Here is a 15,216-nt window from a genome sequence, read left to right on the forward strand (position 1 = left end):
CCAGGGTATGAAATAGGGGAAAATAATGGATTTAAAAGATTATCAACACGAGGTAGTTATTACAGATGCGGGGCTTCCTTTCAAGCTGTTTTCATTTGAAGGAGCCAATGGAAATTATATAAGGGACAAGCACTGGCATCGTTCAATAGAGATATTTGCAGTTTGGGATGGCAAGCTGGAATTCACTTTGCATGACAAAAAATTCCCACTTAGCAACGGCGAATTTGTTATTGTAAACAGTAACGAGGTTCACAGCATTGTTGCGCCAAATCCTAACAAAACAGTAGTATTGCAGATTCCACAGGACACCTTTGCAGAATATTTTACAGATGATCAGTTCATCTGGTTCTCACATGCTGACAGAGAAAGTGACCACAGAGTTTTTGTGCTTCTCACAGAAATGTATCTGATTTACACAAACGGAGAGGAAGCAAACAAGCTTCAGGTGCTTAGCCTCTACTACGAGCTACTTCATCTTTTGGTTACAAAATACAGAAAGTTTAACGTTAATGAGGATATTTTAAAGAGCAATAAACAATTAAAGAAGCTTTCAAGTATCACCCGATATATGAAGGATCATTATGCTGAGCCTCTTTCTTTAGAGATGATGGCAGACCAGTTCAATTATTCTCCTTCATACCTGTCCAGAATGTTCCAGAAGCATGCCGGAATCAATTTCAAGGATTATCTACTTGGCATCAGACTAGAGCATGCGGTCAGAGAGCTTGAAGAAACAGGAGGACAGATAGTAGACATCGCCCTTGGCAACGGCTTCCCTAATTCCAAGGCATTCTCAAACGCCTTCAGGGAAAAGTACGGGGTATTGCCTAGCGAATACAGAAAGAAATCAGGAGACGCCTAATTAATGGACGTCTCCTGATTTCTTGAGATAGAATATAGCAAGCTGGGTTCGATCTCTCAGATTAAGCTTTTCTAGGATGGTGGACAGGTAGTTGCGCACTGTGCCTTCAGAAAGGAAGAGCTTCTGGGAGATTTCTTTATTTGAAAAGCCCTCAGCTACCAGCTGGATGACCTCAAATTCTTTTTCTGTAATATCGTATTTACGATAATCAAAATCATCAGTTTCCTGACCTGAAGACATAAGGCTTGGAAGCTTATCTATGACAGCTCCTCCAAATACACTTTGACCATCCAGAGCGGCATGAAGTGCAGCAGGAAGGGACTTGTAATCCTGCTTTAAGAGATATCCCTTCACGCCTAGCTTCAAGGCTTTTACAATATATTCGTCATCAGAAAAGGTGGTGAGAAAGAGGATAGTGGCATCCTTGTGTTTGCTTAGGATTTCCTCAGCAGCCTCAAGACCATTCATGTCTGCCATACGGATATCCATAAGCAGAAGGTCTGGATTCAGCTCATCAAAAAGAGACACCGCCTCACGGCCGCTGCATCCCTTTCCTACTATTTCAAATTCTCCGTCCGCTGAGATAATCATCTCAAGGGACATTGTGATAAGTTCGTCGTCATCGACTAGTAATATTTTTTTCATATACACCTCATCAGTTAGCTAAAGCTGACAGCTTCCCCCTCGCCGGGGAGGTAGATAATGCTAAAGCATTATCTCTTCACCGCTAAAGCGGTCCCCCTTCCCCTTCAAAGGGGAAGGCTTAATTATTTAATGGCAGTCTGGAAAAAACTGTGAAACCATCGTTAATATATACATATGCATCCCCACCCAGGTTCCTGGCGCGGCTCTTGATGTTGGTAAGTCCAATGCCATCGTAGCCCTCTGTGGATATCCTTGTCTTTGCTTCATCAGAGAGAGTTCCGTTGTCTGTAATGGACAGGGTGCAGAAACTGTTATTCTGGTGGAAAATCACTGAAACAGTATCTCCATTGGAATGCTTTATTATATTTGTAACAGCCTCCTTTAAAATACCAATCAGTGATAGTTTGATATTTGTTGGAAGTGCTTCATCCAAATCTAAATCTGTATTTACGGTAAATGCGCTAAGCTCGCTTATTATTTCATCGAAATTCTTTTTCAAATCAATTGAGTCATCGTGCAAATCGTGGACTGATGCTCGCATCTTTGCCATGGATTCATCAAGGGTATTAGCCAGCATATCAAGCTGTGGAGCAAGCTTCTCATCCTTATTAACTGTGGTTATGGCACCAAGGAGTAAAATGGCTCTGGATAGTAAATGCCCAACATTGTCGTGAATCTCTCTGGCAATTCTGTTTCGCTCTGCAAGGGTGGCAAGGTGAACCTGCTGGTCCTGTTCAGAGAGAAGACGTTTATTTTTATCCTTTAGAATGGATTCCAATTCAAAGCTGTCATCACGGGTGCGGTGCAGCTGTGCCTGCAATTCCATCATTCTTGTCCAAAGAATAGTAGATATAAAAGTGAATCCTCCCAGGACAAAGATTGAAAAAACAAGTGGAAGACTGGCATCTATAACCGCCACCATATATACAAAGGTTATAACAAATGGAATTCCTGTCAGAGTGAGATAGACTGTTTTTTGATTAAACAGAAGGCTTATTTCAAGAAGCAAAAAAACACAAATAGACATTACAACCGAGGTGGTTGTAATGCCATTTGAATTAATTATTAATCCTAATCCTACCGCTGCCAGAGAGCGGATGACTATATCATATAGCATATTGCTCCTTTTTCTTTGTGATGATAAGACCTGCTGCGAAGAATACCATTGCAAAGAGCACTTCTATTAATAAGTAACTAGCGAACTGACGGCTCCAGATGTTGTTGATTGGAGTATCGTTTATAAATTTGATTGCTGTGGTGTACCAGTAGAGTGGCAAAAAATGTGCTGCCTTTACAATTGAAGCTGATAAATACTGGGTGTCTACAAATACTCCGCAGAGGAAACTCATGGAGAGTACAAACATATTTGCAACCATGTTTATAAGGCTCTCGTTTACTGTGATTGAACAAATGAAATATGCCATTCCAAGTCCTACAAACATGAGAGTGTAGGTGTCTATTGCGTAGAAGATGAATTTCGTATTTTCGTATTCAAGACCCATCAGGCTGATTACTATGATTGCCACAGTAGTGATAGCAAAGCCGATGAAGATTACTGCTGCGATTGAAGCAGCGTTTCTGGTGAAGAAATGCATTCCACTAACGGAAATACGATTGTTTACATCTCTGTTCTTCATGAATGTAAGAGTGCATGCGCAGCATACACAAAGTAACATCATAAGTGTGTAGCCGTTGAAGGTATACATTCCTGAGTAGTAAGAACGATGATTTTCTTCTGATTTATCAACGACTGTAGCCTGTGTATTGCTAAGCTTTACCATCTGGTCGTGAGTGAGAGAAATAGCCTCATTCTCGCTGTAACCACTATTTAAATATACCACAACATCCTGTAAATAGTCATTAAGCTTCTCTGTAAGTAAGAACTGTGAAGCGGTAGTTCCAGGGGCGATGTAGGTAAGAGCGTCTTCCACATCACCTGACTTAATCTGTTCCTCAAATCCCTCTGGAATAATAAGTGCATAATCGTAAATTGCGAAACGCACATTGTCATTCATTACCTGTGGATCATCGGTTCCAGGGGCAACAACTTCCTGAGTTTCTGTAAGATAATCAACCAGTGCCTGGCTGAGGTTTGAATTATCATTATCAGTAACTGCTACCTTCACTGTGACTTCTTCAAAGGCGCTTTCCTGAGTGCTTGTGGTTGCCTTAGCCTGCATATTTCCGAATACTGTAAAGATAGTTAAATATACAATGATTGTTGTGATATTTGCTTTTAATGATTTTAGTATTGCATTAAAGACTGACATATTTTCTCCTCCTTAAAAGGATTGCGCTTATGAAAAGGCTGACTACAATCATGATGCTCATAATTGTTATATCCTGGTAGTACATTGCTGTTTTGCCGTAGGTGGCTCTTGTGTAGAGGCAGTCGACTAAAAGGGCTGCTGGATTAATTCTGTTAAGAATAGGTGCTTTGCTTTCGATAAGCTGTCTAATCTGGTGCCACATAAGGCCACTGAAGAATGAACAGGTCATTGTGAAGCAAAGTGGAACAACCATTAATAGTCTTGAATTCTTTATGAGGGAACCCATAAGGACACCACAGGATACACCAAGAGCACTTCCCAATGTTGTTATGGCGATTATGTTTACAAGTGGAGCACCAAAGCTTATCTTTAATATTTTTTGTACATAGATAACAACTACTGCATTTGAGACTGCCTGCATTATCATTGCTGCGCAGATACCAGCCACGATGGCCATCAACTTGCTTGTTGGTGAGCACTCAAAGCGTTTTCCCTGCTCAGTCATATTTGCACAGATGCCTTCAAGGATTGTTGTGCTAATCCATGAACTGAAAAGTGATGACATTGCAATTAATGCGAAGAAGTACTGCACATAAGGTGATGTGTTATTTCCAAAATCATGTTCCTTTATTATTGCAAGATTTTCTGTCACCATATCCAGGGCTGACTGTATGTTCTCTGGATGATCCTTTGCTATCGTATCAATCACATTCTTTTTGTTCTCGTATTCTCGTACAATCTGGTTCATGACGGTGGCGTTGTAGCCATTGGTAGGAACGATAGTTTCGATTTCTTCACCATCCTCCATGTAGAATCCAAATATTTCATCTGAATTCATGGCATCCATAGCTTCCTGCTTTGAACCGTATTTACGAAGGGAGAGGATAGCTTCATTTCCATCTGTTTCTTCTGTAAGTTCATCAAGAACCGTCTCGAAGTTTGATTCCGCCTGATTCGTATTTACGTATCCTACTTCTATGGTGTGGAAGCTGTCCGGGTCATCCTTAATCATATTTCCAAATCCCAAATAGAAGACTGTGGCAAGTACGATTGGAAACAGGAAGTTCCAGCCAACCATATAGCGGTTTCGGATTATCTCCTTAAATTTATATACAAAAATTCGTCCGAACATTAGTCTCTGAGCTCCTTTCCTGTGATTTCAAGGAATACATCATTTAATGTAGGAAGTTCTGTTGATACGTGACCAAAAGGAATGTTGTTATCTGTCAGATAACTGAGGACATGTACCAGATTATGATCTCCACCATCGCATTTAATAATAAGATCATCTCCATCCTCCTTAATCTTATAAACGTGATTGATTTCCTTTAATCCGCTGATAATCTCATCAGATTTATTAGGAAGATTTACTCGGATTGTCTCACGGTTCATAAGGGATGACTTAAGTTCATTTGTTGTTCCGTTGGCAAGGTTCTTACCGTGGTCCATAATGATTACTCTTGAGCAAAGCTCCTCAACCTCTTCCATATAGTGTGAGGTGTAGATGATTGTTGCGCCGTCCCTGTTCATCTTCTTGATGCCTTCAAGGATTGCATTTCGGCTCTGAGGATCAACTGCAACTGTTGGCTCGTCGAAGATGATAAGTTTTGGCTTGTGAGCAATCCCACAGGCGATGTTAAGTCTTCTAAGGAGACCACCGGAAAGCTTCTTTGGCTTGTACTTTTTGTATTCTGTAAGTCCTGTGAACTCTAAGGCTTCCTCAACATATTGTTTTCTTAACTTCTTATCTTTGATATAGAGACCACAGAAGAAATCAACATTTTCATATACATTTAAGGTTTCGATGACTGCTACGTTTTGCATTACCACACCAATCTGTGATTTGATATCGTAAGCATCTGGTGCCATATTCTTATTGAAGATTTTGATGTCTCCCTTGTCGTACTGAAGAAGAGAAAGAAGACAATTAATTGTTGTTGTCTTACCAGAACCGTTTGGTCCAAGGAGTCCTAAGATTTCTCCGTCTTCTATATTCAATGAAAAGTGATCTACTGCAACCTTCTCACCATATCGCTTAACTAAGTTATCAATTGCTACTACGTTATTTCCCATTTTACTTCTCCTTTTTCGCGAGCTGTTTTGTTTGTATCTGCCATTATAATACATAATGCATTTGTCACATTACAGTGAATTGAGTCATATGATGGCATGACAAATGTCACATACCATATGTCAAAAATCTGACATCACATAGTAAAGATTTAAAAGTCTAGTTTTTGAATGATTTGCTATGATTGTATCATCGAACGAAACGGTTAGAGGCTTTATCAAAAGTAAAGGGAGCCGGTATTTTAAGGAGGGTAATTAAAATGACAAACATGCCAAATGTAAAAATTGGTGTAGTAGCAGTTTCTCGTGACTGCTTTCCAGAAAGCTTATCAGTAAATAGAAGAAAGGCACTTATTGAGGCCTATACTAAAAAATATGGTTCAGAGCACATTTATGAGTGCCCAGTTTGTATTGTAGAGAGCGAAATCCATATGGTTCAGGCTCTTGAGGATATCAAGAAGGCTGGATGTAACGCACTTTGTGTATACCTTGGAAACTTTGGTCCAGAAATCTCTGAAACACTTCTTGCAAAGCACTTTGACGGACCTAAGATGTTCTGTGCAGCAGCAGAGGAGTCAGGTAACAGCTTATTAGATGGTAGAGGAGATGCTTACTGCGGTATGCTTAATGCATCTTACAACCTTCAGCTTCGCAATGTAAAGGCTTATATCCCAGAGTATCCAGTAGGTGATGCTGAGGATTGTGCTGATATGATTCATGATTTCGAGGGGGTAGCTCGTGCCGTAATCGCACTTTCAGATCTTAAGATTATCAGCTTTGGCCCACGTCCAATGAACTTCCTTGCTTGTAATGCACCAATCAAGCAGCTTTACAACCTTGGTGTTGAAATCGAGGAGAACTCAGAGCTTGATCTTTTCGAAGCATTCAACAAGCACGCTGGTGACAGCCGTATTCCAGAAGTTGTTGCAGATATGGAAAAGGAACTTGGCGCTGGAAATAAGAAGCCAGAGGTTCTTGAGAAGCTTGCCCAGTATGAGCTTACACTTAAGGATTGGGTTCGTGATCACAAGGGATATCGTAAATACGTAGCAATCGCTGGCAAGTGCTGGCCTGCATTCCAGACACAGTTTGGTTTCGTTCCTTGCTATGTAAACTCTCGTCTTACAGGTGAAGGAATCCCTGTATCTTGCGAGGTTGATATCTACGGATGTCTTTCAGAGTTCATCGGTACAGTTGTATCAGAGGATGTTGTAACACTTCTCGACATCAACAACTCAGTACCAAAGGATATGTACAACGAGGAAATCAAGGGTAAGACAGATTACACACTTGAGGATACATTCATGGGATTCCACTGCGGAAATACATGCTCTAGAAAGCTTGCATTCTGCGAGATGAGAAACCAGAAGATCATGGCTAGAGCACTTCCTGTAGAGGTTACAAACGGAACACTTGAAGGTGATATCGCTCCAGGTGAGATTACATTCTACAGACTCCAGTCTACAGCTGACAACAAGCTTCGTGCTTACATTGCACAGGGTGAGGTTCTTGATGTTCGTACAAAGTCATTCGGTTCAATCGGTGTATTTGCAATCCCTGAGATGGGACGCTTCTATCGTCACTGGTTAATCGAGAAGGGCTTCCCACATCACGGAGCTGTTGCATTCGGTCACTACGGAAAGGCACTCTTCGAAGTATTTAAGTACATCGGAGTTGATGTTGACGAAATCGGATACAACCAGCCAGCAGGCGTAAGATACCCTACAGAGAATCCATGGAGATAATATAAGGCTTCCCCCTCTGGGGGAAGCTGTCAGCGCAGCTGACTGATGAGGGCATTGTAACTATAGGCGCCCCTCATCCACCGCTAGCGCGGTCCCCCTTCCCCCTTAGGGGGAAGGCTTTTTTATAAAGGAGAATGTATTATGTATTATATAGGTGTAGATCTTGGTACATCAGCCGTTAAGCTTCTACTTATGGAAGGTAACGGCGACATCAAGAAAATCGTTTCAAAAGAATATGACTTAAGCTTCCCACATCCAGGCTGGTCTGAGCAGAAGCCAGAGGATTGGTGGACACAGGTTGTGGCAGGAATTAAGGAACTTACATCAGAGGTTGACAAGACTTTGGTTGCCGGCATTTCCTTCGGTGGTCAAATGCACGGTCTTGTCACACTTGATGCTGATGACAACGTTATTCGTCCAGCTATTCTTTGGAACGATGGTCGTACAGGAAAAGAGACAGAGTATTTAAATACAGTAATCGGAAAGGACAAGCTTTCTGACTACACAGCAAACATTGCCTTCGCTGGTTTCACAGCTCCAAAGATTCTTTGGATGCAGGAGAATGAGCCAGAGCTTTGGGCCAAGGTTGCAAAGATTATGCTTCCAAAGGATTACATCGCTTACAAGCTTTCTGGAAGCTTCTGTACAGATTATTCTGATGCCAGCGGTATGCTTTTATTAGATGTTAAGAACCGTTGCTGGAGCAAGGAAATGATGGACATCTGCCACGTTTCAGAGGCTCAGCTTCCAAAGCTTTATGAAAGCTATGAGGTAGTAGGCAATATCAAGCCTGAAGTTGCTTCAGAGCTTGGATTTACAAATGATGTTAAGATTATCGCAGGTGCTGGCGACAATGCTGCAGCAGCTGTTGGTACAGGTACAGTAGGAGAGGGCAAGTGTAACCTTTCTATCGGTACTTCAGGTACAATCTTCATCTCTAGCAAAAACTTTACAGTGGATCCTGCAAATGCGCTTCACTCATTTGATCATGCAGATGGTGGCTATCATCTTATGGGCTGTATGCTTTCAGCTGCATCATGTAATAAATGGTGGATGGATGAAATCCTCAAGACAAAGGATTATCCAGCAGAGCAGGCCGGCATCAAGAACCTTGGCGAGAACCGTGTATTCTATCTTCCATATCTTATGGGGGAGCGTAGCCCACACAACAACCCAGATGCTCGCGCTATGTTCATTGGCATGTCAATGGACACAACTCGTGAAGATATGACTCAGGCTGTTCTTGAAGGTGTTGCATTTGGACTTCGTGATTCACTTGAGGTTGCACGTTCACAGGGAATTAAAATCGAGCGTTCAAAGATTTGCGGTGGTGGTGCTAAGTCGCCATTATGGCAGCAGATTATTGCTTCAGTTATGAACCTTAAGCTTGATATTCTTGAAAACGAGGAAGGTCCAGGACTTGGTGGAGCTATTCTTGCAGCAGTTGGTTGCGGAGAGTATGCATCAGTTGAAGAAGCTTGTGACAAGCTTGTAAAGGTAAAGACTACAGTAGAGCCAGACCCAGAATTAATTCGTAAATACGAAGAAAGATATCAGGAATTCAAAAAGCTTTACCCAACAGTAAAAGAATTATTCTAAATAAAAAAGCCTTCCCCTTGAGGGGAAGGTGCCCGAAGGGAAGAGATAATGCTTTAGCGTTATCTGCCACCCTGGCGAAGGGAAGAGATAATGCTTTAGCGTTATCTGCCACCCTGGCGAAGGGCGGATGAGGTGTCGTACCTATCGGCACCTCATTTTATTTAGCTTTTTTTAATTAAAAACAAACAATCAAATGCACTGTTCCAAACGGATAAGCCACCGGAAAGTCCACACACTTGTTAGAACCGCACAAAATACCATCTTCAGTAATTTCTGGAGGGCTCAAACTTAAATCCTTTGTAGCCAGGTTTGAAACATTTACCATAAACAGTCCGTTGTGAAGATTCAAGAAATCCTCCAGGGCTGCCACTATATATTCATTAAACTCATTAAAATCTTCTTTTGCATATCTGGAAGCAAAAGCTATAGCTGTTTCTCTGTCACAATCTATATGAGTAAGAAATTCTCTGTCACTACTTATACTTTGTGATACTCCAAATGTGATTGGAAATTCATCAATAACCATAGGTGTTAGAGGGGAAAAATCCTCACCTATAAACCTGATTAAGCTGTTGAACATGAGCTGAAGGTACATAACGTTCATATCATTTCTAGGCATTTCTGCCATAAGAAAGAACTTAGAAATGATAGCCTCTATTGTTTCCTCATTCTCAACATCTAGACTTAAATCATAGAGCTCGGCTTCGTTTCTGTAATCAAACATAACTCGCTCCAGCTCTTCATAGGTAAACACACCATCATCTACAAGATTTTGTCCCAGTAATAGAAATTCTGGTGTTTGTTTTGAAAGAAGCTCATCAACTTGAGAAGCCTCTAAATAGCCACGCTCAATAGCAATTTCGCCAAATCTTTTATCTTCTCTGGTCTGTACATAAAGGCATTCATCCACTTCATTGGCTGTCATCAGGCCTTCATGGATGGCGATAGTACCGAGCTTGATATGGGATTGAGACAAGCGTGCCATAGCAGCAAAGAGCTGTTCTTGTGTGACAAGCCCTTTCTGTAGCAGATAGTTGCCTAGGAACTGAGTATACATATATTACTTTCCTCCAAGTCGAAGTTCAATAATCTCTCTGATTTGATTTTTTTCAAATGGCTTTTGAATAAAATCTTTTGCGCCAAGCTGAATGGCCTTTTTTAATTGATCCTGTGTACCAACAGATGAAACAATTATAATAACAGCCTCAGAATCAAACTCTTTGATTTCAGCAAGGGCAGTTGTTCCATCTTTTTCAGGCATAACAATATCCAAAAAAACTAAATCTGGTTTTTCAGATTTATATAACTCCACAGCATCAATACCGTTTTTGCCTTCTATAAAGGTTCCGCCTTCGGCAATCTCTTTTACTGCATCCAACAATTGCTTTCTAGCAAGCACTGAATCATCACACACTAGAATCTTCTTGTTAGTAATGTCCATACTGTCAAATCCTCCTGCCAACTTTGTAAGTGGAATCGATATTTACGTCATTTATATCATAATAATACATTATCAATATACAACTTTCAAATGGATTTATCTGAAATAACATCAAAATAACATAAATGGTATGTAATATTCAATCAATTTTAAAATGTGAGGAATTTTACTTATATCCATTGAATCGCGGCTAGAAATAAAGTCTATATTTGGCTATAATTATTCTGTTAATCAAAGTTTTGGAGGGAATAATAATGGATATGAATTTTTTTGCAATTTTCGATGCAATCATTGGCGTACTAGGGGCCTACCTTGTGTTTACCGGCATCAAAAGCTACAAGAGCGGTGAGGTTGACCCGATGATGATTACAAAAGAGGAGCTTGCAAGATGCAATGATATAAGTGGACTTTCAAAATATCTTATGCCTAAATGCAGCATTTTCGGAGGATTTTGCGTTATTTTTGGAATTCAGGGACTTGTAAATGACATACACGTTTTTGATTTCCCTAAAGGAATAAATATCGCATTCTTAATCGCATTTGTTGTAGTATGGGGCATCTTTTCGTTTTTCATTCATAAAGCAAAAAAGACATATATTCATTAATTATTTCTTTAGATATCACCTAAACTTCACATTAATGAGTGAAAATAACAATGTCTAAATGAGACAATTCGGAGGTTATTAATTAATGAAAAAGATTTTAGTTGTGGATGACGAGGAGAAAATCAGATCTATAATTCGCAAGTATGGAGAATTCGAGGGCTACTCAGTTTCTGAGGCCTGTGATGGAATGGATGCCATCGAAAAGGTCAAGGCAGACAGCGACTATGACGTTATTATCATGGATGTAATGATGCCAGAGCTTGATGGTTTTTCAGCCTGCAGCGAGATAAAAAAGATAAAGGATATTCCTGTTATTATGCTTTCAGCCAGGGGCGAGGAGTATGACAGGATTCATGGATTTGAAGCAGGTGTTGATGACTACGTTGTAAAGCCATTTTCACCAAAGGAGCTTATGATGCGTGTCAAGGTAGTCACCAGCCGCACAAAGCCAGAATCCACAGGTGATGCAGATATCTTTAGATATGAAGGCTTAGAGATTAATTTCACAGCTAGAACAGTTTCCATAGATGGCAAGCGAATCGATATGTCACCAAAGGAGTATGAGCTTTTATTCTATTTAGTGCGCAATAAAAATATAGCCCTTGAGCGTGAAAAGCTCATCACAGAAGTCTGGGGCTATGATTATTATGGTGACGACAGAACTCTGGATACCCACATCAAGCTTTTGAGAAACAGCCTCGGCGAATACAGAAAGCTTCTCATTACTCTTCGTGGAGTGGGTTACAGATTTGAAGCATAAGCCGGAGGTGTTCTTTTGAAAAGCAGCTTTATCAGTATAAAGTGGAAGACATTTTCAATATTCTTGATTTTTACCATAGTACTTTTAGGAGTACTATGGTTTTTTCAAATCGTCTATTTGAATGACTTCTACAAAATAATTAAACGACAGGAAACCGAACAGGTTCTCGACAAGGTAGAAATTCTTCTTGAAACAGAAGATGACCCATCAGATGATATAGAAAAAATCGCAGCCAATTGTAACTTGGGAATTTTTATTACCGATAGCGAGGGGCAACCTATTTACAATGCTGAATATATTTCAAACTCTCAGATGTCTTCCCTTCCACAGTTTTTATTTTCCAGCTTTTATAATCAGGCTTTGGAAAATGATGGTGAGGCAGTAGTTGAATTCAAGGGCAGCCAGCTTCAAAGAAAGCATTCCCCAGTCAGTCAGCCACCGGGCAATGAGTCTGCTGATGCCACAGGGGCAGACTCGGAGGGCGCTCCGGCACCTGATGATGCCAGCGCCTCAGAAGACACATCAAGCTCTACTGAGACAACAGAATCAGAGCCAGAGGCTGAAGAAAATCTTGAGGAAAAACCAGGGAAAATAGCATATACCATACCACCAGAACAAAAGGAAGAACTATTCCGTCAAAATATTGGTAATGAGCTGGCAGAATCCGTTATTTACATTCGTATTGTCAATGTAAGCGGAGCAGAAAAAGTCATCATGATTAATTCTGTTCTTACTCCAGTAGATGCCACAGTATCAACCCTTAAGGTTCAGCTTGGAATAATTTCTATCATTATAATTGTAATAGCTTTTATCCTTGCAGTAGCCCTATCAAAAAGTCTGTCAAAATCAATCATCAGCATTAATGATGAAGCAAAAAAGCTGGCAGCAGGAGATTACAGTGTAAAGTTTAATTCCAAGGATTATATGGAGGTAGCTGAGCTTTCCAAAACTCTAAATTATGCCGCATCCGAGCTTGGCAAAGCTGACAGTTTCCAAAAGGAGCTTATTGCAAATGTATCCCATGATCTACGCACACCTCTTACTATGATAAAGGGCTACGCCGAGGTAATGCGTGATATACCAGGTGAAAATACTCCTGAAAATGTGCAGGTTATCATAGATGAGACAGAAAGACTAAGCGGTCTTGTCAACGATATGCTTGATATTTCAAAGCTTAAGGCTGGTACTATTTCAATCCAGACCGAGGAATACAACATTACTGAAAGCATCCGCCATGTCCTTGAACGCTACAACAAGCTCCGAGAGGTTGAGGGTTATACCATTGACTTTATTTATGATTGTGAGGTAAACGTCCTTGCGGATGAGCAGAAGATGTATCAGGTGCTATATAATCTGGTAAACAATGCTATCAACTATACTGGCGAGGATAAAAAAGTTACTGTAGTTCAAAAGGTAAATGGCAATACACTGCGCATAGAGGTCAAGGACACAGGTGATGGTGTAAAACAGGAGGATATTCCTTACGTATGGGATCGCTATTACAAGGATAAAACGGCTCATAAACGGGCACTACAGGGAACAGGTCTTGGACTTTCCATCGTAAAAAGTGTATTAGAGTTACATGGTGCCCGCTACGGAGTTTCTTCTGTACAGGGCCAGGGAGCTACATTCTGGTTTGAGATTTTGATTAATCCATTCTCAGAGGAAGAATAATTAAATCTCAAGTAAAAGTAGAGCTTGTCAATTACAGTAAAAGTGATTGGCAGGCTTTTTTTACATTAAAGCAATTTTGGTAATTTTTGTATCTGTAAAAATACAATTAGAAATATATGGGGCGTAAGTCTTATATTTTATGGCTTAATTGGATTTTGTCAAATTAAATTTATGCTGATAATAAAAAAATAAATGTTTACAAACTGTGTAAAAGATTATAAAATCTAACAGATTTCAGATGGGGAGGAGTTATATAATGTAACGTTTTGAATAATAGAAAGAGTGAGGAAAAAATGAAGTTAAATCGAGTTAACCAAATTCAGTTTTTAAGGTTTGTTGCATTTCTTTTGCTGTTTGTGTATCATGCATCTTTTTGGATTCCCGGTTACCCAAGTAATCAGTTAAGTGGATTGTTCGGATTGTTTTTCTTTTTATTGTTGAGTGGCGTTATGGCATCATACTCCTTATATCAGAAAGAGGATATAGAGCCAACCGCTTCAAATATTTTTAATTACTTCAAACAGAAGTTAATTAAATTTTACCCCCTATATTTTATAACAAATCTTTTGGCAGTTATTTACACAGTACCATCTTTTATGGTAGCCAATCACAGTTATCGTGAATTATTTATAAAGGGAATTGAGTTTATAGCTACAATGCTTATGTGTCAGACATTGTTGTTAAAACCATATATTTACAATGCTGCAAGCTGGTATGTTGCATCATTAATATGGTTGTCTTTGCTAAATATTCCTTTCAGCGGATTCTCAAGAAAAATAATGAAAAAGGATAAAGCCATTAGAAAGTTCGTATTGATTGCAGTTCTTGGAATTGTGTATTCATTGATGGCAGCTGTCATAGCAACTACAGTTTTCCACCTGGATGAATCAAATGGTATTACAGCTCATCCATTTATTATTGGCGGTGTTTATGTAACAGGAATGGCTATTGGCAACATAGTTATTCTAATCAGAGAAAGATATCCATCAATCAGGCTTAATAAAAGATTGTTCACTGGAATAGAGTTGGCTGTAGTTGCAATGAGTGTTGCAACAATTACTTATCAGGGCCCAGCTAACCCAGTATTGTTTGTTCTTCCAATCATACTTAACTGTTTTGTTTTAATCGTATTTATGCTTGGATATGGAAATGTTTCAACGCTTTTTGCAAAAAAGAATCTGGTGAAGCTTGGAAATATAACATTTGAAGCTTATTTAATTCATCAGGTAGTAATATTCTTGTTTGCCAATGTAAATAATTGGTCAACAGACTCAAGACTTGGAAATTTATATGCTCTGTCATTTTGCTTTGTTACCTCGTTAGTGCTTGCATTTATCCTGCATCAGGCTAAACGAAATTGGTACATTGACAGTCATAAAACAAAGCAAATCTCTACAAGTGAGCTACAACCAATTAGAAATTCAGTTGCTATAGAAAACGCTATATAATTATCAAAATGAAAAAGACCTTCGGGTCTTTTTTGTTTTCAAGGCTACAAATTTTACACAGTAACTACTATAATGGTAACTATCCCAAATATTTATA

Annotated in this window: 14 protein-coding genes; 7 read left to right on the top strand and 7 right to left on the bottom strand. The window is 39.7% G+C overall.

Annotated features, from left to right (window positions below; all coding sequences use genetic code 11):
- Positions 1-25 precede the first annotated feature (25 nt).
- Entirely contained in the window at positions 26-862 is an 837-nt protein-coding gene (locus BLV53_RS05040; protein ID WP_090297984.1) for an AraC family transcriptional regulator, read from the top strand.
- Here the strand turns inward: BLV53_RS05040 and BLV53_RS05045 are convergent, their stop codons facing one another.
- From BLV53_RS05045 to BLV53_RS05065, 5 genes are all read right to left on the bottom strand, one after another.
- The gene (locus tag BLV53_RS05045; RefSeq protein ID WP_090297987.1) at positions 863-1,507 is read right to left on the bottom strand and encodes a response regulator; all 645 of its coding nucleotides are present in this window, start codon (positions 1,505-1,507) and stop codon (positions 863-865) included.
- Positions 1,508-1,625: 118 nt separating this feature from the next.
- Positions 1,626-2,624, bottom strand: a complete 999-nt coding sequence (locus BLV53_RS05050; protein WP_090297990.1) for a sensor histidine kinase — start codon at positions 2,622-2,624, stop codon at positions 1,626-1,628.
- Complete coding sequence (locus BLV53_RS05055; protein ID WP_090297997.1) at positions 2,614-3,777, bottom strand: ABC transporter permease; 1,164 nt, start codon at positions 3,775-3,777, stop codon at positions 2,614-2,616. Before BLV53_RS05055 ends, BLV53_RS05050 begins: the two co-directional genes overlap by 11 nt.
- Positions 3,764-4,909, bottom strand: a complete 1,146-nt coding sequence (locus tag BLV53_RS05060; RefSeq protein WP_090297999.1) for an ABC transporter permease — start codon at positions 4,907-4,909, stop codon at positions 3,764-3,766. Before BLV53_RS05060 ends, BLV53_RS05055 begins: the two co-directional genes overlap by 14 nt.
- Entirely contained in the window at positions 4,909-5,850 is a 942-nt protein-coding gene (locus BLV53_RS05065) for an ABC transporter ATP-binding protein (protein WP_090298003.1), read from the bottom strand. Before BLV53_RS05065 ends, BLV53_RS05060 begins: the two co-directional genes overlap by 1 nt.
- Positions 5,851-6,107: 257 nt before the next feature.
- Between BLV53_RS05065 and BLV53_RS05070 the strand changes: the two genes are divergently transcribed.
- Together BLV53_RS05070 and xylB are read left to right on the top strand one after the other, a co-directional pair.
- Positions 6,108-7,592 carry an L-fucose/L-arabinose isomerase family protein gene (locus BLV53_RS05070; protein WP_090298006.1) on the top strand — a complete coding sequence of 495 codons (1,485 nt, stop codon included), beginning with the start codon at positions 6,108-6,110 and terminating at the stop codon, positions 7,590-7,592.
- Positions 7,593-7,733: 141 nt separating this feature from the next.
- Positions 7,734-9,191 (top strand): xylulokinase, encoded by a 1,458-nt coding sequence (gene xylB, locus BLV53_RS05075; RefSeq protein ID WP_090298009.1) that lies wholly within the window; start codon positions 7,734-7,736, stop codon positions 9,189-9,191.
- 175 nt (positions 9,192-9,366) lie between these two features.
- Here the strand turns inward: xylB and BLV53_RS05080 are convergent, their stop codons facing one another.
- Both BLV53_RS05080 and BLV53_RS05085 read right to left on the bottom strand, forming a co-directional pair.
- A complete protein-coding gene (locus BLV53_RS05080; RefSeq protein ID WP_090298013.1) occupies positions 9,367-10,248 on the bottom strand; it encodes a chemotaxis protein CheX in 882 nt (293 codons plus the stop codon).
- A gap of 3 nt (positions 10,249-10,251) precedes the next feature.
- Entirely contained in the window at positions 10,252-10,632 is a 381-nt protein-coding gene (locus BLV53_RS05085; protein WP_090298016.1) for a response regulator, read from the bottom strand.
- A 254-nt stretch (positions 10,633-10,886) separates the two neighbouring features.
- Here BLV53_RS05085 and BLV53_RS05090 point away from each other — a divergent pair, with 254 nt between their 5' ends.
- The 4 genes from BLV53_RS05090 to BLV53_RS05105 all read left to right on the top strand — a co-directional run bounded on the left by BLV53_RS05090 (position 10,887) and on the right by BLV53_RS05105 (position 15,119).
- Complete coding sequence (locus BLV53_RS05090) at positions 10,887-11,237, top strand: hypothetical protein (protein ID WP_090298019.1); 351 nt, start codon at positions 10,887-10,889, stop codon at positions 11,235-11,237.
- An 85-nt stretch (positions 11,238-11,322) separates the two neighbouring features.
- Complete coding sequence (locus BLV53_RS05095) at positions 11,323-11,997, top strand: response regulator transcription factor (RefSeq protein WP_090298024.1); 675 nt, start codon at positions 11,323-11,325, stop codon at positions 11,995-11,997.
- Between the two features lie 15 nt (positions 11,998-12,012).
- The gene (locus tag BLV53_RS05100) at positions 12,013-13,671 is read left to right on the top strand and encodes a HAMP domain-containing sensor histidine kinase (protein WP_090298027.1); all 1,659 of its coding nucleotides are present in this window, start codon (positions 12,013-12,015) and stop codon (positions 13,669-13,671) included.
- Between the two features lie 293 nt (positions 13,672-13,964).
- Positions 13,965-15,119, top strand: coding sequence for an acyltransferase family protein (locus BLV53_RS05105; protein ID WP_090298030.1), 1,155 nt, complete (start codon positions 13,965-13,967; stop codon positions 15,117-15,119).
- Positions 15,120-15,216 lie beyond the last annotated feature (97 nt).

Origin of the sequence: Pseudobutyrivibrio sp. ACV-2 (assembly GCF_900107545.1) — a bacterium.
Classification (GTDB): Bacteria; Bacillota; Clostridia; order Lachnospirales; family Lachnospiraceae; genus Pseudobutyrivibrio.